Annotated in this window: 16 protein-coding genes; 9 read left to right on the top strand and 7 right to left on the bottom strand. The window is 43.2% G+C overall.

Going from position 1 to position 22017, the window contains the following annotated elements:
* Positions 1-53: 53 nt before the first annotated feature.
* Positions 54-887 carry a helix-turn-helix domain-containing protein gene (locus AC3IRT_RS05890; RefSeq protein ID WP_489395485.1) on the bottom strand — a complete coding sequence of 278 codons (834 nt, stop codon included), beginning with the start codon at positions 885-887 and terminating at the stop codon, positions 54-56.
* An 87-nt stretch (positions 888-974) separates the two neighbouring features.
* On the opposite strand from AC3IRT_RS05890, the gene AC3IRT_RS05885 reads away from it, so the two are divergent.
* From AC3IRT_RS05885 to AC3IRT_RS05875, 3 genes are all read left to right on the top strand, one after another.
* Complete coding sequence (locus AC3IRT_RS05885) at positions 975-1922, top strand: NADP-dependent oxidoreductase (RefSeq protein WP_489395484.1); 948 nt, start codon at positions 975-977, stop codon at positions 1920-1922.
* A 237-nt stretch (positions 1923-2159) separates the two neighbouring features.
* A complete protein-coding gene (locus tag AC3IRT_RS05880) occupies positions 2160-2549 on the top strand; it encodes a DUF1398 domain-containing protein (protein WP_489395483.1) in 390 nt (129 codons plus the stop codon).
* 157 nt (positions 2550-2706) lie between these two features.
* The gene (locus AC3IRT_RS05875) at positions 2707-3111 is read left to right on the top strand and encodes an NUDIX hydrolase (protein WP_489395482.1); all 405 of its coding nucleotides are present in this window, start codon (positions 2707-2709) and stop codon (positions 3109-3111) included.
* Between the two features lie 33 nt (positions 3112-3144).
* Here AC3IRT_RS05875 and AC3IRT_RS05870 read toward each other — a convergent pair whose 3' ends face one another.
* A complete protein-coding gene (locus AC3IRT_RS05870; RefSeq protein ID WP_489395481.1) occupies positions 3145-3849 on the bottom strand; it encodes an SMUG2 DNA glycosylase family protein in 705 nt (234 codons plus the stop codon).
* 539 nt (positions 3850-4388) lie between these two features.
* On the opposite strand from AC3IRT_RS05870, the gene AC3IRT_RS05865 reads away from it, so the two are divergent.
* The 4 genes from AC3IRT_RS05865 to AC3IRT_RS05850 are packed head-to-tail and all read left to right on the top strand — an operon-like array spanning position 4389 to position 12139.
* Positions 4389-7703 (top strand): SusC/RagA family TonB-linked outer membrane protein, encoded by a 3315-nt coding sequence (locus tag AC3IRT_RS05865; protein WP_489395480.1) that lies wholly within the window; start codon positions 4389-4391, stop codon positions 7701-7703.
* A gap of 36 nt (positions 7704-7739) precedes the next feature.
* A complete protein-coding gene (locus AC3IRT_RS05860; protein WP_489395479.1) occupies positions 7740-9692 on the top strand; it encodes a RagB/SusD family nutrient uptake outer membrane protein in 1953 nt (650 codons plus the stop codon).
* A gap of 36 nt (positions 9693-9728) precedes the next feature.
* Positions 9729-10931, top strand: coding sequence for a DUF5000 domain-containing lipoprotein (locus AC3IRT_RS05855; protein ID WP_489395478.1), 1203 nt, complete (start codon positions 9729-9731; stop codon positions 10929-10931).
* A 47-nt stretch (positions 10932-10978) separates the two neighbouring features.
* Positions 10979-12139: a DUF4998 domain-containing protein gene (locus tag AC3IRT_RS05850; RefSeq protein WP_489395477.1), complete on the top strand. Its 1161-nt coding sequence runs from the start codon at positions 10979-10981 to the stop codon at positions 12137-12139.
* Between the two features lie 78 nt (positions 12140-12217).
* On the opposite strand, the gene AC3IRT_RS05845 is transcribed toward AC3IRT_RS05850, so the two are convergent.
* The 5 genes from AC3IRT_RS05845 to AC3IRT_RS05825 all read right to left on the bottom strand — a co-directional run bounded on the left by AC3IRT_RS05845 (position 12218) and on the right by AC3IRT_RS05825 (position 18924).
* Positions 12218-14692, bottom strand: coding sequence for a glutaminase family protein (locus AC3IRT_RS05845; protein ID WP_489395476.1), 2475 nt, complete (start codon positions 14690-14692; stop codon positions 12218-12220).
* 67 nt (positions 14693-14759) lie between these two features.
* The gene (locus AC3IRT_RS05840; protein WP_489395475.1) at positions 14760-15839 is read right to left on the bottom strand and encodes a family 43 glycosylhydrolase; all 1080 of its coding nucleotides are present in this window, start codon (positions 15837-15839) and stop codon (positions 14760-14762) included.
* A 188-nt stretch (positions 15840-16027) separates the two neighbouring features.
* Positions 16028-17314 carry a type II toxin-antitoxin system HipA family toxin gene (locus AC3IRT_RS05835; protein WP_489395474.1) on the bottom strand — a complete coding sequence of 429 codons (1287 nt, stop codon included), beginning with the start codon at positions 17312-17314 and terminating at the stop codon, positions 16028-16030.
* The gene (locus AC3IRT_RS05830; protein ID WP_489395473.1) at positions 17308-17652 is read right to left on the bottom strand and encodes a helix-turn-helix domain-containing protein; all 345 of its coding nucleotides are present in this window, start codon (positions 17650-17652) and stop codon (positions 17308-17310) included. Before AC3IRT_RS05830 ends, AC3IRT_RS05835 begins: the two co-directional genes overlap by 7 nt.
* 468 nt (positions 17653-18120) lie before the next feature.
* Positions 18121-18924: a class I SAM-dependent methyltransferase gene (locus tag AC3IRT_RS05825; protein WP_489395472.1), complete on the bottom strand. Its 804-nt coding sequence runs from the start codon at positions 18922-18924 to the stop codon at positions 18121-18123.
* Positions 18925-19117: 193 nt separating this feature from the next.
* On the opposite strand from AC3IRT_RS05825, the gene AC3IRT_RS05820 reads away from it, so the two are divergent.
* Both AC3IRT_RS05820 and nhaA read left to right on the top strand, forming a co-directional pair.
* Positions 19118-20749, top strand: coding sequence for an ABC-F family ATP-binding cassette domain-containing protein (locus tag AC3IRT_RS05820; RefSeq protein WP_489396108.1), 1632 nt, complete (start codon positions 19118-19120; stop codon positions 20747-20749).
* 72 nt (positions 20750-20821) lie between these two features.
* Positions 20822-22015: a Na+/H+ antiporter NhaA gene (gene nhaA, locus AC3IRT_RS05815; protein ID WP_489395471.1), complete on the top strand. Its 1194-nt coding sequence runs from the start codon at positions 20822-20824 to the stop codon at positions 22013-22015.
* The last annotated feature ends 2 nt before the right edge of the window (positions 22016-22017 follow it).

Here is a 22017-nt window from a genome sequence, read left to right as displayed (position 1 = left end):
TATAAGAATTACTGTTTATCGCAACGACAGTATGGATTCAAACCATAGAAGTATCAACTACTTTTACTAACCCTGTAAGCCCTAAGGCTTACTGTTTTATGTCTTTTGAAAAATTTATTGATATGGCTCTCATCCGCAAAGCCAAATTCATCGGCTATTTCATGAACCCTTTTATCGCTGAAACGCAGCCGATGCTCAATAAGTCGAATCCTATAAGAAGAAATGTACTGTTGGATAGACTCATGGCATTGCTTGCGAAAATAACTACCAAGATAAGTTGGAGATAATCCAAATTTTTCGGCAATTACTGCGACCCTCAAAAGTTCGGGCTGACGTATATGTTCTTGTACATAGTCCAGTATTTGCAATAGACGATTATCTGGATTGTCTGTCAAGTTTTGCGGCTTGATGATAGCTATGTTTCGTGCAGCAATAACAATAATAGCATTCACCAAATGACGAACAAGATCTTCACCATATACCGATTCATTTTCCGCAGCTCTTTGCAGGTTCGTTATTAGTGAAGCGACCATCTGCCTGTCTTCATGGTTTACCAGCACAGAACCCGACAAGTGGGAAGCGTAGTATAACAGGCATTCAATATGATCTATACTGTGCCACTGGTATTCCCTGATATAACTTTCTCCAAAACGCACGACTAAAAACTCACAAGTACCTTCCAAATCAAATTCGTGACAATCCTTGGGAGTGATCAGAAACAAATCTCCTTCAAAAAAATCAAACCTATTTCCATTGACGGCATGACGACCCGTACCTGATATCACATAAACGAATTCAAAAAAGTTGAACTGCCTGTCACGTAACGGACAAGTATCAACTTTTTCATAGAACACTTCAAGTGGTTTATAGATATTTTCTCTAGCCATACCGCAAAAATACCCGAATATACTTGAAATGTACCTATTATTTCCACAAAATACGGTCTATACTTGTTGTGTTAATTTAATTTAGAAATGAAAGCAATCATTTTAAAGAAGTTCGGAGGTGTAGAAAACCTAATCTATGAAGACATGGAAACACCTCAAATAAAGGAAAATGAAGTATTGGTAAAGGTCAATGCGATTGGCATTAATCCGGTTGATGTTAAAGTCCGTAGCCGACAAGCTCCACTAGCTGATGATCTTGAAAATTGTGATCCCTTGATTTTGGGCTGGGATATTTCGGGTAAAGTAGTGGCAATCGGAAGTAAAACAACTAGATTTAATGTGGGTGACGAAGTTTTTGGTATGGTTCATTTCGTCGGACACGGAAAAGCTTATGCTGAATATGTCGCTGCTCCGGCTGACCATCTGGCCCTTAAACCTGAAAATATAAGTCATGTGGAAGCTGCTGCTAGTACATTGGCCGCATTAACAGCGTGGCAGGCCTTCGATAGTTATGGCAAATTAAGACCTCTGGACAAAGTTCTTATTCATGCGGCTTCTGGTGGTGTTGGCCACTTTGCAATACAGATTGCTAAACATATCGGTGCATATGTAATCGGCACCTCCTCTGCCGCCAACCAGAATTTTGTTTTAGGTTTGGGAGCAGATGAATTTATTGATTACAGATGTGTTCGCTTCGAAGAAGTTATACAAGAAATTGATTTCGTACTGGAATCTATTGGAGGTGATAATTTCCAGAAATCGGTGCATGTACTGAAACCATTTGGAACGATAGTGACACTACCCTCCGGACACACGAAAGAAGATGAGTCAAGGGCGCAGGAAAAAAACCTACATGCTTGTTATTTTATGTCTGTGTATTCTAGCGGAAAAGATATGCAGCATATTGCCTCTCTTTTAGAGAAAGGTATATTAAAGCCACATATCTCCGCAGTATATGGATTTGATGAGATGGCACAGGCCCATCTGCACATGGAAACCGGAAGAACCGTGGGCAAAATCGTAATCACAGTGTAAACTATAGTCAACTATCATCACAACCTCAAAAAACAAAAGAAAGCAGAAATCATTTTGTGATGAGCGGGGAAACACTCGCATTCATTCCTTTAACAACTAATGGGAAATTTATGCATCTACTATTCCTTTTGTCGTCTTCTAGATAAAACAATCATCCAATTTGTGATTATCTTTCCAATTGAATTCTTAAGTTTATACATTACTCCATTATTTAGCACGTTAATTTTTTCAAAACATATGTTTACAGTAGAGCAACTTCAAACAGCACACCACAAAGTAAAATCAGGTTCAGATTTCCCAGCGTATGTTCAAGAAATTAAGGCATTGGGCGTAACCCACTATGAAGCTTATGTAAGCGACGGACATCTTGTCTTTCATGGAGAAAACGACCATACAACACAAGTACCGGCAGAATATGAACCTCTAACGATTACGGATGTGGTACATAGCGATGAATTCAAAACGCAATTGCTTGCTCATCAACAAGGAAACACAGACTATTTAACCTTTATAAAAATGTGTGCTGAAACCGGAATAGAAAAATGGATCGTTTACACGGAGAAGATGACGTGTACGTATTTCGACACGGCGAAAAATGAAATACTGATCGAGCAAATTCCGCAATAGGATTGTACTGTGACTGGCCATACTTTGCAAGTTTGCTTAGATCAAATCAGCGCCGTCGATCAAAGTAGGCCATTCAAGAAAATATCCGCTATAGGTACATCTGTAAAAAATACTGTACGTAATGTACTGATTGAAATGTTTGAAATCTAAGTTTTATATGAGGACAAAGATTATTGATAAAGTTGCGCTGATATGCATCAAGGATAAGCGGATACTCACAACCCGTTCCAAAAACAAAGCTAAATACTATTTCCCTGGCGGGAAAAGAGAAGGAAGTGAATCGGACCTCGCCTGCTTAACACGAGAAATCCGGGAAGAACTAGATGTAACATTGATCGAAAGCTCCGTAAAGTTTTTTGATCAATTTGAGGCTCAAGCAGATGGTTGCGAGGAAAGCATATTGGTCAGTATGCGTTGTTATTTTGCTGACTTTGAAGGTACACTCACACCTTCTAATGAGATAGAAAGTTTCGAATGGATTAGCTATCAAGATAAAATGAAAACGTCAGCTGTCGATCACCTCATCATGGATCAATTAAAGGAAATGGATTTAATTGATTGAAGCTCGATATAATGAAGCGAATGATTTTCGTCTTTAATAATCCGTGTTGTTATTCAATGCTAGCAAATAGTGATCTATATACAACTGCTTTTCTCGTGATTTATATTGCTGAATAAAGCGTGGATGATCTACCGTGATTAGGCGGTCAAAAAGCTGCGCTTCTTTATTGAGCTTTTGGATAAACTGTGCATTCTTCTTACCAAGCACAATAACTTCTGACGTATCCAACCCCAAACTGATATGCTGTTGAAGCGAGGTAATCATAAAGTCCTTCACCATCTCAAAAAGACCTTCCTCATCGTAATAATTGGCATTGAGCCACTTACCTTCTTTGAGACGAATTAGTGCTAATGGAAAAGGAGAATTGATATAAAAATTCTGATAGAAAGCTTTGGCCCCGCCGTAAGCTGCAATCACATCATAAATAAAAACGGAGGAAATCTCATGCGTATGCGCCGATTGCATAGGGATACCACATACGCTTTCCAGCCGCTTGGTATCTGTAAATGGTACGCCAGTAACTCCTGCACCATGGCGACTGGGATTGATGCCAATGATAAATTTACGTTGCGCTTTATCATCGTAATACTTTTCGTAAAACTGTCGCATAACGGACATCGTTTCCGGATTATCCATATACGGATTGAGCACACGAAACCCTTCTGGCAGCAAACCATCATAGTGTAGTTTTTGGTTAAAATGGATTACTTTTTCTGCGAAGCTTTGAGCTAAAACCATGCGATGCTATTCTTTTATTCTCTGTTTTGTAGTTTCGATTCTATATACCATATCTCCAAATCGGAAAGAATGTTTGCCCAAATAGCAGCGGATTTGTCTCCTTATTAATTTCAGCGAAAACGTTATAGTTCTGATATTGAGACGATTTAACAATTTATTGAGACGAATTGTGAATTTTATGATCTCTACAATGGTCAAATTTGATCTGTTGAATAATGTCTAACCAACTTATAAACTCAAAAAACATCTAAGCGCAAAATCCTAATAGGATTATTCAACAACATGGCGTGGTCCAATTTTATGCATTTGTAATATCCAGAAAACAGCAATAGGAGACAAAAAATAGGCATTTACCCTAAACTACTAATCCTAAAATCCACCAAGCTGTCATCAAGCTTAAAAAAAACAATTTTTTTTGAGCCTGGAAATCTTTTGCCCTAAAATAAGGTGCACCACACCGCTGCTAACCATAGCCATCCAACCTGTATTGCACAGCGCGGAGTGGCCGACAAGTTATTAATTCTAACTAAATAAAAATTATGATGGAAAACAGATTAAACAGGACCTACAATTTATGGTTGCTCAAAATCGCTGTAATCTTGCTCGGATATCCGCCCGGAAATGCAGACGCATTTGCGCGAGAATATTCGGATAGAACGATCGACGATCCTATTACCCTATTTGATTCGCATGTTTACATCAAAGAACGTCCTGCACTATCCATCACCGACGACGCAGAACCTATCTCTACCCTGCAACAAGATCAGGAAGTACGCGGTAGTGTACGCGATAGCTCTGGAACTTTACTTCCCGGTGTATCTGTCACCGTCAAAAATAGACCGAGTATCGGCACGACCACCGATCTCAATGGCCGCTACATCTTAAAAGTTCCTACAAACTCCACGTTAGTTTTCAATACCATTGGTTACGAATCCAGAGAAATCAATGCGGCAGGTCGCGAGGTAATCGATGTGGTCTTAGTAGAAAGCGGCTTTGTGGTCGAGGAAACGGTCGTCACTGCATTTGGCCAACGGCAAAGAAAAACGGATTTAATTAGTTCGGTTAGCTCCATCAATCCCGAAGAATTGCGCATGCCAAGTAGCAACCTAACGGGTGCGATGCAGGGTCGTGTGGCGGGTATGATCTCGTTCCAGCGAAGTGGCGAACCGGGATTGGACAATGCCGATTTTTTTATTCGTGGGGTCGGCACCTTTGGCGTTAATAGCCGACCGCTGATTCTGATTGATAATATGGAAGTCACGACAGATGATCTTGCGCGGATTCCGGTAGATGATATTGCGAGTTTTTCCATATTGCGCGATGCAACTGCATCAGCAGTATACGGATCTCGGGGTGCCAACGGCGTAATATTAGTCACCACGAAGCTCGGTACAGAAGGTCGTCCAAAGATCACATTTCGCGCAGAACAACGGGTTTCTACGCCGACTCAGATGACCAAAATCGCTGATCCGGTCACCTTCATGCGGATGAATAATGAAGCGATCCTAACCCGCGATCCGCTAGCGATAACGCCTTATTCCGACGAAAAAATAGCCCGCACCGCCGCGGGCGATGATCCGATCAATTTCCCAGCAGTAAACTGGCTCGACGAAGTGACTAAGCCAAGCACGCATACGCAGAATTACAATATCAATATTCGCGGTGGCGGACAGCTTGCCCGTTATATGGTGAGTGGTAACTTGACGCAAGATAATGGACTCGTACGCGTCAACCCCATCAATAATTTCAATAACAATGTAGATTTCAAAGTATACAATTTACGCAGTAATATCGAAGTCAATGTCACCAACTCCACCCAATTGATGGTGCGGACAATAGCTAACTACCGAAATTATAGCGGACCACCTGAAGGCGGAAGTTCTTCGTTTCGGAATGCCCTGAGAGCAAATCCAGCTTTATTCTTGCCGGTTTACGAAGCAGGACCACAACAAGCGTACATCAGCCATCCCCTATTTGGTAATTATGACGATGGTAGCGGTAGTTCGTACCTCAATCCGTACGCCGAAATTGTACGTGGTTATTCGGAATGGTCGCAAAGTAATATGCAGGTACAAATCGAATTGCGACAGGATTTCTCCAAATGGATTGAAGGTTTCAGCTATAGAGGACTCGCCAACGCATCTCGGAGTGCTTACATGGAATACCGCCGACAATACAATCCTTTTTATTACTCACCTCAGGGCATAGACCCCAATACGGGAGCTTATAACTTTTTCAATCTCAATCCACTCGGCGGTACAGAATACTTGGATTACAGCGATAATGGGCGTGGACAAGAATCGCTTTTCTACATGGAAAATGCACTAAACTACAACCGTACCTTCAATGATGAACACGTTGTAACCGGTATGGTCATCAATACGATACGCAATCGCATTACCCTCCCGCGCGACCAAGTTGGTAACGTCATCAATACGCTTCCATTTAGAAATGTAAGCTTTGCAGGATCATTCACTTATGCCTACGACAACCGATACCATGCCCAATTTTCTTTCGGCTATAATGGTTCTGAGGTGTTTGCGCCCAATCATCGTTGGGGATTCTTTCCTTCTGCAGGTATCGCCTGGACAATGCACAACGAAAAGTTCATGGAGCCACTACAAGATGTTATCAATACTGCTCGTATTCGTTTTACGCATGGTTTGGTGGGGAATGATAATATTCACAATAGCCGCTTCTTCTACCTTTCGCAGGTAAATCTGAATGACGGTTTACGACGATTCAACTTCGGAGTGAATACTGGCGATGAAAATTACCATCGCAATGGTGTTTCTATCAATCGCTACGCCAATCCTTATGTCAGTTGGGAAGTATCCCAGCAAACTAACCTTGGTGTGGATCTCGGATTCCTAAATGGAAAATTAACCTTCACCGGAGATGCGTTCCGTCAAATCCGATCTGACATTGTGCAAGAGCGCGCAGCACTTCCTTCTTCGATGGGATTGGCCGCACCCGTGCTTGCCAATTTAGGAAAATACAAAAGTCAAGGATTTGATGCAGAATTAGTTTACAATCATAATGTGAATCAAAATCTGTGGTTTCAAGGTCGAGGAACATTCACTTTTGCCAAAGGGGAATACTTGTATTATGAAGAACCCACTTTCGACCATGCGTATTTAAGTCGCATCGGCACCGATGTCAATCAGCGCCGCGGCTACATTGCCGAGCGCCTTTTCATCGACGATGAAGAAGTTTATAATAGTCCGGAACAATCTTTTGGTGGCGTAGTGATGGGCGGAGATATCAAATACCTTGATATCAATGGCGATGGTATTGTCAACGCTAACGATGAATTACCTATCGGTTTCCCAACCGTGCCTCAGATCAACTATGGTTTTGGATTGACCTCGGGTTACAAAAACTTTGAGTTTTCCTTCTTCTTCAGCGGTATGGGTCGGACTTCGCTCTTCATCAATCCACGCTTGCGGGCTCCGAATGATAACAATGTCAATGGTGCAGCGCCATTCGGCAGCCAGACCTCACCCAATGCGGTATTGCAAGCTTGGGCAGATAGCCACTGGTCGGAAGATGACCGAAATGTCTATGCACTATGGCCAAGGTTGAGTCAAAATCCATTGGAAAACAATGTTATAAGCAGCACACACTGGATGCGAAATGGCGCTTTCTTACGCTTGAAACAGGTCGAGTTGGCGTATACGCTAAACAAAGATTTTTCGCGCCGCTTCAAAATAGATCAATTTAGAATCTATGCCAGTGGGAGCAATCTATTTAGCATATCTGCTTTTGACCTATGGGATCCTGAGATGGGCGATTCTGGTTTGCGGTATCCGCTTCAACGCGTATTCAACTTAGGTTTATTACTCACCTTATAACCTAGAAACATGCTGATTACATCAAAAAATAAGCACATGAAACGATTTTTTAATATCACGGTGGCTACGCTCACCATCCTGTTGAGCAGTTGCAATAAATACATGGATATCGTGCCCGACAATATTGCGGAGCTAGAGCAAGCGTTCTCGATGCGCGCGATGGCCGAGCGATACCTCTTTACCTGTTATAGCTATATTCCCAGAGGGAATGACTTACAGCGTAATCCTGCCCTCCTGTCGGGTGATGAATTCTGGTTGAATTCCATGAGTAATTATTCTCAAAACGATTACCCAAACTGGTACATTGCAATGGGCGCACAAAACACCAACAGTCCGCTACTGAACTACTGGGACGGGAATAATCAAGGTGGCAGTGCCGACGATCATATCCGCCTATGGCGCGGCATTCGCGATTGCAACATCTTTTTGGAGAACATCTACAATGTGCGTGATATGGATGAAACGGAGATCAAGCGCTGGGCTGCGGAAGTGACTTTCTTAAAAGCTTATTTCCACTTTTACCTCTTACGGATGTATGGGCCAATCCCGATTGTAGAGGAGAATACAGCCGTATTTGAGAACCCGGACAATGTAAATTTCGAAAGGCAATCGATTGACGACGTTTTTGCTTACATCGTAGGCAAAATAGACGGCGCTATGCCCGACCTGATGGTCGACGTGATGCAGCCAGTGCAAGAAAATGGACGGGTTACACAGATTGTCGCAAAAGCCATGAAAGCCGAAATCTTGGTAACGGCTGCCAGCCCATTGTTCAATGGAAATGCCGATTATGCCACCTATACGGATGCAGACAACCAACCTTTATTCAATGCGGTAGGGAGCATGGAGAAATGGCAAGCTGCAGCTACCGCTTGTCGCGATGCGATTGAGGCGGCGCAAGCCGCTGGAAAATCTTTGTACAGATGGGTACCTCCTACTACGATGGTGACGCGACCACAACAGAGCACGATCAATCAAATGAGTATTCGCCAAGCGATCACCGAACGGTCCAACAATCCCGAATCGCTGTGGGTGAACAACCGCAGCACGGCCAATCAATCGCATCAAGGACATGCATACATGCCACGAAGTATTGATCCTGCCAGAATTACCAACCAACAAACGGGCGGTTTTATGGCGCCGACCATTAATATCGCTCTGGCATTTTACACTAAAAACGGCGTGCCTATGGAGGAAGACTTCACGTACAACTATGCTGGTCGTTTTGACTTGCGAACAGTGCCGCTGGGAAGTTCACCTTATGAATACGATCTAATTCCGGGGCACACCACCGTAGGAATGCATTTTGATCGTGAAGATCGCTTCTATGGTTCGCTGTCCTTTGATGGTGGTCGTTATTTTATGAACAATCATACCAGCGATATATTGGCTTATCCAATCAATGCCCGACCGGGTGGCAATGCTGCAGCAACCAACTCACCTACGCGTTATTCGGGCACGGGATACACACCCAAAAAACTGGTCAGTTATTTTAATGTGATTGGAGAAGCTCAAGCCTTTAGCACCTACACTTATCCTTACGTGATGATGCGATTGGGCAATTTGTACTTGCTGTATGCGGAAGCACTAAACGAAGTGAATGGACCATCGGCAGAGATTTTTCAATACTTGGACGACTTGCGCGAACGCAGCGGTTTACGAGGCGTCATTGAGTCTTGGTCTGACTATTCAACGAACCCTAATAAACCAAATACCCAGGAAGGACTACGCGAAATTATTCGTCGAGAGCGTACAATAGAATTAGCTTTTGAATCACAACGATTTTGGGATCTCCGAAGATGGAAAACGGCGCAGGAAGAACTGAATACCCCCATATATGGATGGGATATCCGTCAAAACACCGCACAAACATACTATAGAAGAGTCGTAATGTTTACCAGAACATTTACGCAACGCGATTACTTCTGGCCAATCAGCATCAATGAATTGCGTCGCAATGATAAACTATTACAATCTCCGCTATGGTAAGCAACCTTAAAAACGATTCACTTTTAATCAAAAGATATGAGACATTACTTCAATAAAACATACGCTTCACCGCTGCTCTTGCTCGTGCTGCTCTTCGTGGCGGGTTGTGCAGAAGACATTGTGCCTGGCCCATCTCGCCAGGGAGAGAAACCTAACGCCATCACTTCCTATACGGTAACCAGTATACCAGGAGGTGCGGTTATTAATTACGAACTACCCAACCATCCTGATCTGCGCTATGTAAAAGCGGTATACAGCATGGCCGATGGTCGCATTCGCGAAAACAAAGCATCCATCTATAACAACAGTATTTTGGTAGATGGCTTCGCCAAAGCAGGCGATTATCAGGTGAAATTGGTGGCGGTCGGTGTTGGAGATGTAGAATCTGACGCAACACCCATCGCAGTCACGGCTTTAACGCCGACGTACCTACTCACTTTAGAGAAGTTGCGCGAGGAAGGAAATATCACCGCCACCTTTGGTGGCATACGCCTGCTATTCGAAAATGTGACCGAAACACCTCTGGCCATTCATATCATTTCTAGGAATGATGCAGGCCAATGGCAAACGGCCAGAGATTTCTACACGCGGCTTGGCGAGGGTGTGTTTAATGTGCGCGGATTTGCAGCGCAGGAAAGAGAATTTGGCGTCTTCGTGACCGACCGATGGAATAACACCTCAGATACCATACGGGCAAATTTTTTACCATTACACGAAGTGATGATGAATAAATCCCTTTTCCGGGAATACAATCTGCCTACCGACACTTGGCAGGCGCACACCGGATTTCGTACCCCATCGGTGTTGTGGGATGGCAATGATCGCGTATCGAGCACGATCTTTCATACCGCACCAGGAACTGGCATTCCACAGCATTTTAGCTTCGACATGGGTGTTGCGGCAAATCTAAGCCGCTTTCTCATGTATTCCAGATTGAGTTACGAATACCAATTCAATCATCCGAAGGTGTTTGAATTGTATGGATCGAATAATCCAGATCCTGATGGAAGCTGGGAATCATGGACTCTGGTTGGCACCTACAACTCGGTCAAGCCCTCTGGTCTTCCATTAGGCGAAAGCACCAACGATGATATCAACTACGCTCGAGCAGGGGAAGAATTTGACATTGATTTTCAGGAAGAACCCTATCGTTACTGGCGCTGGCGCACATTGGATACTTGGGGCGGAAATTCGGATGTTTCTCTAGGAGAACTCACCTTTTTTGGCACCGTCAATTAGGGACAATTATTTCAGATAATTCACATAATTATTAGCATTGAAAGTACATGAAACTATATTTTAATCAATTACTAGCGGGCTTTATAACCTTCTTAGGATTACTTTTGCTCACGCAATGTACGCCGGTAGATCACTTTTACAGCGACTATCTAGCCGATGGCGAACGCATCTACCCAGGCCGTATAGATTCGATACAATTCAAACCGGGCGACCGCCGTGCTGGCATTCGAGCACGGATCAGCACCGATGCGCGCGTCGTAAAAATGCGTGTATCTTGGGGACAAGGAAATAGCTTCGAAATTCCGGTGTTGCCCAGTGAAATTGCTCAATACAAAGATGTGGTCATTCCAGAAGTACCAGAAGGCACATACACATTCGATATTCGCACGTTTGATTCGAATGGCAACCAATCTATGCGCTCCGAAATATTCGGCCGTGTATATGGACAAAGCTACATCAACAACCTCAATAACCGGATTGTGAATAATCTGGAGCGCACTCCAAATGATGAGATGATACTCCATTGGTTTGTAGAAACTCCAGATACCACGTTACTTGGTACCATCTTACGGTATCCCAATTTAGCAGGCGATAGTGTAGAATTATTTGTGGCGTCAAACAGCAATCAAACGGTATTGCCAGGCATTGATATCCGAGGCACATTCAACTATCGTAACTTGTACAAACCTAATTCATTGGCCATCGACACATTCTATGCTCATCCAATCACATTGAGAACGCGAGAATTGCTACCGCCAGATCGAGAATTGTATCCTTACACCAACTGGTCCATCGCTGGATTCAGTTCGGAAGAACCCAACAACAGCCGCTTAGCAGCCCGATTAATTGACGGTCGGGACGATACCTTTTGGATTGCTCGGTTTTCGAATAACGCGACCAGCTATCCGAATCATTGGGTAACGGTGGACATGGGAGAACCGCTATTGGTCAACGGATTTATGTTCGCGCAGAAAAATGGAGATCGTAAAATAAGAGATATGGAAGTACAGGTGAGCAACGACAATCAAAATTGGAGCGTGGCCACACTGATCCGGTTGGTAGCAGTCGATCGCACCAAACAGTATTTTGACTTGCCAGAACCACTTACTTTCCGATATTTTAAAATCATTCCGAAAGATGGACATGATACGCAACAACAACCCGGTTTAGCATTGGCAGGAACGTTCAAGAACGTTTTCACGAATTAATTCATAATATCTAATAACAACAAAAGCGGCTCAGAATAGAGCCGCTTTTGTTGTTAAATAGAGATTTGTGTTATACAATTATTGCGCTGCAATCTTTCCCTCAAGCATTTTGATAAAGTATCCGCCCACGACAGAGCGCGCTTTGAACCCCCTGCGTACCGGTTTGTCCGTGAATACCCAATCTGACATCGGTGTACGTGTAGTACACGAATTCATGAAATGGTGCACCGGTTTTACAAACTGCTCGAAAGTAGCTTTGTCGTCTGCCATTGTCGCCGTCCAGCAGATCCAATCCGTTTTGGTGTAGGTTTCCCGATTATCCAACGGAAGACCATATTCGTTTTGCTTTGTTAGGTAATAGGCGATTTCTGTATCGATGATATCCTTGTCGAACAAGCCCATATCAAACAATTTATCCCACACCATATTGTATTTTTGGCTCCAAGTACCTGCTTTATCAAACGTCAAACGATAATGATCACCATCCTTGGCCATTTCTTTCCATTTAGCCGCCATATCTTTAGCAATCTTCTCGTATTTTGCGGCCACATCTTGCTTGCCCAACATGGCAGCCATTTTTGCATACGAGCCAATACCCACGATGGCTTTAATGGATAGATTCGCATTGTGCGCGAAGTGCCCCGCAAAATCATCTGTACACAACTGATTGTCTGGATCCAAACCATTCTCCACCAAATAATCTGTCCACGTGGTCAGCACCTCCCAATGCTTTTCAGCATATTTTGCATGTTGCTCCATGCGCGCGATCGCATACGTCAGGATCAACATATTGCCTGATTCCTCCACAGGCATATCACCTCCATACGTTTGCCCGTTGGCCAATGGATACGTACCGATATCATGCGCTGCAAATGGTTTTACCCATTTCCCACTTTCACTATACGCAAAGATGAAATTCAACAACGCTTTCGCTAGGTCAGGATTGTAATACAAATACAGTGGAGCAGAGGGATACGTAACATCTACCGTACCGATTGATCCATTGCTATCATTTTCTTTAGACAATAGCATCAGGTCACCATTAGGTGCTTCCACCAATTTGTGCGCAGCAATCGATTGACGGTATGCGAGGGCACAAAGCTCCGCATACTCTTTGCCTCCGGCCGCTGTGTATTGGCGCATGAAGTCGGCATCAAAAGCGTCTGCTCGCTTACGTAAGGTTTTGTACTGTTGATCTGCTTTTGCAAATACGGCTTCTATGGTGTTCTTTCCGTCTACGTTCCAATAACCTCTTAAGTTTTCTCCAAAATACTGGATAGAATAGACATCGTCATAACCCACCATGATATGATCGTGATGCTCACCATGTACACGGAATGATTTCGCGTACGCAATATTTTGGTGCCCATCAGATCCGGCTCCGCTCACCGTAGCAATGTCGTCGCCAGCAGCAAATGCATTTCGCAGGGCCTGGCTGCCACCGGTACCTACGCTACCATTTTGATCACTCCCTGCCAGATAGAAATATCCCCAATCAATATTGATATGATCTCCACTGCGTTGCAATACAGGTTGCGCAGCGCTTCCAGTTTTGGCAAATAATAAATTTCCTTTCTTGCTAGTCGACGAGGTCGACGCTTGCGAAGGCAGATTTAAAGCCCAGTTCGGTGCTGCTTCCAGATAAATCGACATATCACGCGGTTTGTCGCTCTTGATATCGTAAGATATATAGTTTACCGGACGAGAAACTAGATTCAAATCATCTAGAAACAAAGGCGCGGTGAACGTGACTTTTAAATCGACATCACCACAGCGAAAAGTATAATGTGTCTGCATAGCTTGCACATCAACCGAGATCTGCTGTGCCGTTTTTTCAAACGATCGTGGCATGTCCTTTTCGACGACGACGCCAACGTCAAAGAAACCATTTCCACCCGTGTTATGACAGTATCCCGCGATGAGGTGATTGCCTTTGGTTAGTTTAGCAGTTTGTTCAGGAGTCAGTTTAACACGCTTATTCTTTCCGGTTGCGGGTCCACTATTGACTACTTCTACCCCATCCAAATAAAGCACCACGTCATCATCGTGCGAATACTCAAGGTAAACCGTTTTACCTTTGAGATCCTGATCTAACTGAAATGGTCGGCGTACCCAGATTTTATCTTCATTCCATGCGGTTTTCGAGAGCGATTCACTGTCTGGCGTTCCGAATGCTCCTTCCCCTGTCTGCCAACCTTTATCATTGTATTTCGGAGAAAACCAATTGCCTGAAGGCATTTTCGTCGTGTATTTTCCTTCCCATGCCGTATCCTCGCCCATAGATAGCAAAGCGTACACTTCCACTTCTTCCGTTCCCATAAAGCGGTAGGTTTCATCACCTATTTTCAGCACGCCTAATAATGGGAATGGACGTTCTGTCCAATGTTTCACCGTAGATCCATACAATTCGTCAGTATACGACCAAGCACTGGTATTTGGGTCAATCGTGATCAGTGGATACGCTGGCGCTCGCAGACCGCTCTTAGTGGATTGCGCCGAAGCAGACAGTGCCAGAGCGACTAGTACGACGCCGGTTAAAAATCGTTTTATCATATTATTTATACATTTTGAGAAAGTAGTTTACTAATCCTTAGTAGACCAATCCTTTGATTACAATGGGTTATTTTTTGAAATAAGGTGCTGTTTGCCGCGCAAAGCTTGCTGTATCGCCTGTTACTGTTGGCCAATCATCTTGCCAACGAATCGGATCAAGCATTAGCACGCGCCTAGATGTGCCACTCTCTACACGGTCGTTCTGTGTATCGATACCATGGTATAGCATCCAATCTTGTTGTTTATCATCGGTGATGATGCGTGAATTGTGACCTGTACCCACAAATCTAGAATTCCCTTTCAGCACTAATGTTCCGTTGCCACGTTCAGCGATATCCTTTCCATTTTTATCGAGATATGGGCCTTGCAAGGTGCGGGAACGACCAACTAGCACACGGTACGTACTTTTCTTGCCTTCGCAACAGCTGCCCTTTGATCCAATGAAATAATAAAAACTGTTTCTCTTATGGATAATGACGGCCTCAAAATCTCCCGCTGCCACTTTAAATTTTTGAGCATTCGGGGCGAGAGCTAAGCCATCCTTTGTCAATTCCACCCCAAAATTACCTTGAGTCGGCGCATCGCTAAAGCTGCCCCAAAATAAGTACTTTTTCCCTTGATCTTCGTAATAAAAAGGATCGATGGAATTGGGCACATCAATACTTTTGCTATCGAATACTTTTCCTTGATCGGTAAACGGTCCTTCTGGAGACGGGGCAAGCGCCAATCCAATACCGGGATTGGGATCGCCCCAAGTCGAATAGGCGTAATACAAATGATACTGATTATTCACTTGCACGACATCTGGCGCCCAAATACCACCTTTCGACTTCCAAGTCGGCTTTTCACGCAAAGCATTTCCTACCAAATTCCAATGCACCAAATCCGTGGATTTCAAAATCGGCACGAGCCGACTTCCTTGTCCATCGCCCCAATTGTCTTGTGTGCCATACGCATAAAAAGCTCCCGTAGCAGGATCGCGATATACGGAAGGATCTGCCAAAATTGGCTCAAAAATAGGATTTGCATAGGTTAGTAAGGAATCGGTTGATCGATTCGTGCTGGAATCTACTCGCGCAGCATAACCAAAGCAAGACAGCAACAAAGCGCCTGCTGCTATGCGGAAAGAAAATTTAGAAAAATTCACAAACATCTGTACAAGAATTAGTTCAATTTATAATGGTCGCGATGCGTACACAGGTTTATGTCGACATGCGGGTTAGTTATAGATAGCTATCCATAACAAATTTGAACATTATAGGCCATAGCAATCTATCAATTTAGTTCATAAACTATCCAAATTGTATCATAAAAGGTTTTAGCAAAATGATTATTCTAGATTTCCCGTATCAAAGTACGATCGATAGCTTCGGCTAATTTTTCGTCCACATGGTATGTTTCGGCATATTTTGGCCATTTACGTACGGTTTCTAGAACCTTTGTCATGATACGCTCTGGATGACGGATAGAATTCTGCTTTGCCATTGCTAAAAGATCCTCTTTTACAAAATCTTTCCTTTTGCCATTTATGCTCAGGTTGTGTTGACTTACCCAATCACTGTCAGGACGGTAGGCATGGCATATATCGTAGGCTGGCGCCAATCTCCATTTTCCATCTTGTTCCATGATGAACGCAAAATTCTTCGTGTGGTCGTCACAATTTCGAGCAAATACATTGAACAGCATTCTTCGATACATCTGCTCGGCTTCTGCGTAGCTTAGTTTCAGCAAGCGCATCGTTTGGAACAGTTGTTCGTAGCTATAGCTACTGATCTGGTTAAAATCGTAATGCTGTATGGCGCAAAAAGTCTGTGCATGCAGTTTTTGGTTACCTTTTTTACGATCGAAACGTTTGGTCATAAAATGTGCTCTCCCGTCTTCTTCTATCAGGCGGCTCTCCATCATCTCGATACCGGCATCGGTAGCCATTTTATAATAGGCCATTTCTACCCTTCCGTAGCCAAAGGTTACACCAAACTGTGTGTCCTGGACTCCGTCAAATTTGATCAACCAATGTTCAAAGCTTTCATCCTGCAAAATTTGTCCGGAACGGATCATACCTGTAGATTCATTGTAGGCAATAATTGCTTTCGGTCTGGCACCACCTGCCGAAGTTCCCATCTTCAGTACATCGAGCAATACATCTTGCATATCATGATCCGTATGAGCTTCAAAATTTTCTCTGCTTTCCAATAATTTAATCGTCGTATCGATCAAACTAGACAACTCTATGGTATGTGAGCTACTTTTTGGTGACAGCGTAGTCGGCTCAAACTCTAGTGCGCCCATACCCCGACTGCCAATAAAACAAAGCAGTTCGACTGGGTTCAATGAGTTTTCTGGTCTTCCGTTGCGCGCAAGCCAAATATTAATCAGTTCATTTCCATATCTGTCGGGTAAGCTATCTGCCAATAAGCCCGAAAGGCCTTTAAAGGTGGAGGTATTGCGTAACTCTGGAAAAGAATAGATGCGTGAAGATAAAGTCATCTTGATGGGGGCCACATCTAGTTTTCCTGCGATGAACTTTTTATCGTACTCAAAGAAGCCCAGCTCCAGCTTTTCATCCCAAGCAATTGCACCAATACGCTCGCCCCATAGTTTTACAAATGCGGTTCTTACCATTCCCATTGATCTTTATCATGATGTTTAGTGGTACGATATGCTCTTTTGCGCTTCTTTTCGTCTTCCTTGGCCAGCAGCATTGGACTGATCTGATGCACCACTTTAAATGGCTCAAAAACATACAAGGCATCAAGTACGCGTAGGATTTTAAGCAGATTTTTCAGCGCAATATTTTCGCCTCTCTCTGCCAAGCTGAGTGTTGATCGGCTTATTGCAGCTCGCTCTGCTACCGCATCCTGCGACAGATTTTGTGCTACTCGACGTATTTTAATAAACTCGCCAATCTCTTTTAGAATCGCCGCATCGCTAAGGGTGTTAGTGTATGATAAATCATTCATAACAATGAATTTATTTAACTATTGCATAATATATCACTCAAATATACGCAAATACTGATAAATAATAAAAAATTATTTATGCATTATAAATCATTCAATTATTATAAAAAAACATACTATTGAATGATATTTCACTCACGCATAACATCCTTTATACTAGTTTATGGTAAACATTTAAATATGTGATCTATAACGTCATGCTAGAAGGCATCCATTGTGGTGATGGACTGAAAGCATGTGATGCTGTTAAGGTGAGTAATGTAATTTGTCAACGAAAGCAATGGTTGTAAAAGCGGATTGTCTATAATCGGAGGAATTATAGATTAGCGGCGATAATACTTCTTGCGGATCACACCGTAAGCGTACCAAAGTGTGTGTCCCATCCAAATTGTGTTGAGTATATGCAAGATTATTAACTCCATAATATCAAGACTTAGATATTATTAACATACAGACGTTTAAAATTGTTTATGACATTTTAGTAGCCGACAAGGCGTAGAGCATCGGGATTTTATTTCCGAATTGCTTTATGCGAAATTTCCCCGGCTCAAATTCTTCGGTATCGCTAAAACAGTCGTATGGCGAGTAATCATACTCTTCGAAGTGGTCTATCTGTAATCCATTGGCCAACAAACTTCCCAACACCTCACCTAGACTATGATTCCACATGACATAATCCTGATTAATCGCCGCTTCTTTATCTGCATACGTACCATTTTCATTCTCCACGATAGCACCCGCATTGAAATAGTTGTACTGCACGGTGCTAAAATCATCAGCAAACATCCACACGACTGGATGAAACTCGACAAATACCAATTTACCACTCTGCTTAAGATAGCGCTGGATTATTTTGGCCCAACGATCCAAATCGGGCAACCAACCGATCACGCCGTAGCTGGTAAATACATAATCAAACTGTTCATCCAGATGAGCAGGCAAATCATACACATCGCCGCAAATGAATTTTGCAGAAGAATTGGTCTGCCGAGCAATATCTATCGCGCTATCAATTGCTTTATCGGAAAGATCAACACCAGTCACCGCTGCGCCCAAGCGACTCAAGGAGATAGAATCCTGTCCAAAATGACATTGCAAATGCAGGATGGATTTGCCACGAATATCGCCCAACAGATTCAGTTCAATGTCTTTCAGCGAAGTATTTCCTTGCAAAAAGCCCGGCACATCGTAAAAAGTGGATTTTAAATGCGCATCTGTTCTGTTGTTCCACGATGCCCGATTTATCGCTAAATAGTCTTCCATTGCTTGCATAACATGAATTGGTTATCTTAAAACTAAGAAAATTATTTAGGCCTACCTCTTTTTTTAGTTTCTAAATCGTGACGCAATCATCTCTGATGTGATGAGATTACGCGGATTTCTGTATTATTTCTTCATTAGTAAGCAAGTGCTATACCAGATCGTAAATTCCATTATCTTTGCGAACATTTCAATAACAAACAAAGTGATTAGCGTAAACAATATCTCCGTTTCCTTCGGCGGCACCACCCTTTTTAGCGACGTTTCTTTCTCTATCAATGAGAATGATAAAATTGCCTTAATGGGCAAGAATGGCGCAGGTAAATCCACCTTATTAAAGATTATTGCCGGAGCAGGAAAGCCTTCTTCAGGCAATATTTCGGCTCCGAAGGATGCCATCATTGCGTACCTACCGCAGCATCTTCTCACGCAAGACAATGTAACGGTGTTTGAGGAAACTTCCAAAGCTTTTGACGAAGTCTATCAAATGCAAGCGCAGTTAGAAGAACTGAATGAGCAATTGACCGTGCGGACGGATTACGAAAGTGATTCGTACATGGAACTGATCGAGCAGGTTTCTGAATTGAGCGAGCGCTTCTATTCGCTGGAAGAAACCAATTACGATGCAGAAGTCGAGAAGGTATTGAAAGGATTGGGTTTTGATCGCGCCGATTTTGCACGACAAACATCCGAGTTTTCTGGCGGCTGGCGCATGCGTATCGAATTGGCCAAAATCCTATTAAAAAAACCTGACTTGATTTTGCTTGATGAGCCCACCAATCATATGGATATCGATAGCATTCAATGGTTGGAAGATTTCTTGATTAATTCAGCCAAAGCAGTCGTCGTGATTTCTCATGACCGGGCTTTTGTGGATAATATTACCAGTCGCACCATCGAGGTCACCATGGGTCGCATTTATGATTATAAAGCGACGTATAGCCATTATTTGGAACTCCGTAAAGACCGACGCCAACATCAGCTGAAAGCTTATGAAGAACAGCAACGTTTCATAGCCGACAATCAGGAGTTTATCGATCGGTTTAGAGGTACATATTCCAAGACGCTGCAAGTGCAATCGCGTGTCAAGATGTTGGAAAAACTGGAAGTAATTGAAGTAGATGAGGTAGATACCTCGGCGCTGCGTTTGAAGTTCCCTCCTGCTCCACGCTCCGGTAAATATCCGGTAATGGTCGAAGAATTGACCAAACGATACGGCGAGCATACGGTGTTTGAGAAAGCTTCGATGGTAATCGAGCAAGGTGAAAAAGTGGCTTTCGTAGGTAAAAATGGGGAAGGCAAGTCGACGATGATCAAAGCGATCATGGGCGAGATCGATTTTGAAGGTTCGCTAAAAGTAGGACATAATGCCAAAATTGGATACTTTGCGCAGAACCAGGCAGCTTTACTGGATCAGGAGATGACGGTTTTCGAAACGATCGACCAGATTGCGGTGGGTGATGTACGGGTAAAAATCAAAGATCTCTTAGGCGCGTTTATGTTTAGCGGAGATGATACCACGAAGAAGGTGAAAGTACTTTCCGGTGGTGAAAAAACCCGATTGGCAATGATAAAATTGTTATTAGAGCCCGTAAACGTATTAATCCTCGATGAGCCGACCAACCATTTGGACATGAAAACAAAAGACATCATCAAAGATGCCTTGCAAGATTTTGATGGCACCTTGATTTTAGTGTCACACGACCGGGATTTCTTAGACGGATTAGCAAAAAAGGTGTTTGAATTCGGCAACAAACGTGTACGCGAGCATTTTGAAGATATCAAAGGATTTTTGGAATACAAAAGAATGGACAACCTGAAGGATATTGAGAAATAGTTAATAATATTACACCAAAATCCACGGGGAATTTCGTATATTTATGTGAGTTAATCACTGTTTTAGTCACACATGCAGACTTTCATTCGTCAATTTTTCCAATCCGCATCAGCTGCTGGTGTCATTCTATTTTCATGCGTTGTCGTTGCCCTGATAATTGCGAATTCGCCTTTGGCGGAATCCTTCAATCAGCTATTGCATACAACCATCGGTTTCGAAACCGAACAAATACACTTGCTTTATAGTACGGAGTTGTGGATTAATGATGGTTTGATGGCTGTTTTCTTTTTGCTCGTGGGGCTAGAGATCAAGCGTGAATTAGTGAGCGGTGGTTTGTCTTCGCCCAAGCAAGCGGCTTTGCCGATCTTATGCGCATTCGGTGGTGCTATAGTTCCGGCGCTAATTTACTTTTTTATCAATAGCGGTCAAGACACTGTTAGTGGTTGGGGAATTCCGATGGCGACCGACATTGCTTTTGCATTAGCACTATTGGCTATGTTAGGTGATCGCGTTCCCGTATCTTTGAAAGTTTTCTTAGCGGCGCTGGCTATAGTCGACGATTTGATTGCGATTCTGGTGATCGCTATCTTTTATTCGACAAATTTAGAATTTGTATACCTCGCTTACGCGCTGGGCATCTTTGGGTTGATGCTGGTATTCAATAAACTCGGCATTCGTTCACTCTTCTTTTACCTCATTCCGGGTTTATTTGTCTGGTATTTTATTCATCATTCGGGTATTCACGCTACGATTGCAGGCGTGCTTACGGCATTCACCATTCCGATCCGTTCCGTAAATAGCAAAGAATCTCCGCTGGAACGCTTGGAGCATACCTTATTAACACCGGTGAATTTCTTGATTGTCCCTCTTTTCGCCCTGGCTAATACCGCCATTACTTTTACGCCCGTCATGCTCGATGGACTGACTTCGCCCTTGGGCTTGGGTATAATTCTCGGCCTGTTGATTGGTAAACCAGTTGGTATATTCCTGATGTCCAAAACAGTCACCAAGATAAAACTGGGCGTACTTCCAGCTGGCGCATCTTGGCAGCATATTATCGGTGTAGGATTACTCGCTGGTGTTGGCTTTACCATGGCCATATTTATTGCCCTGCTCTCTTTTGGAGATCCAGCCATGATTGCGGAAGCGAAATTCGCGATCTTAATTGCTTCTTTGATTTCGGGTACAGCGGGTTATATTTTATTGCGAAACACACCAAAATTACCAGAGATCACCCAAGATGGAGCTCCGGTCATTCAGCGGTAAAG

The sequence above is a fragment of the Sphingobacterium sp. KH_072 genome, assembly GCF_057837975.1.
Note: the sequence above shows the minus strand (reverse complement) of the source record. Positions and strands in the feature narration are given on the sequence as shown.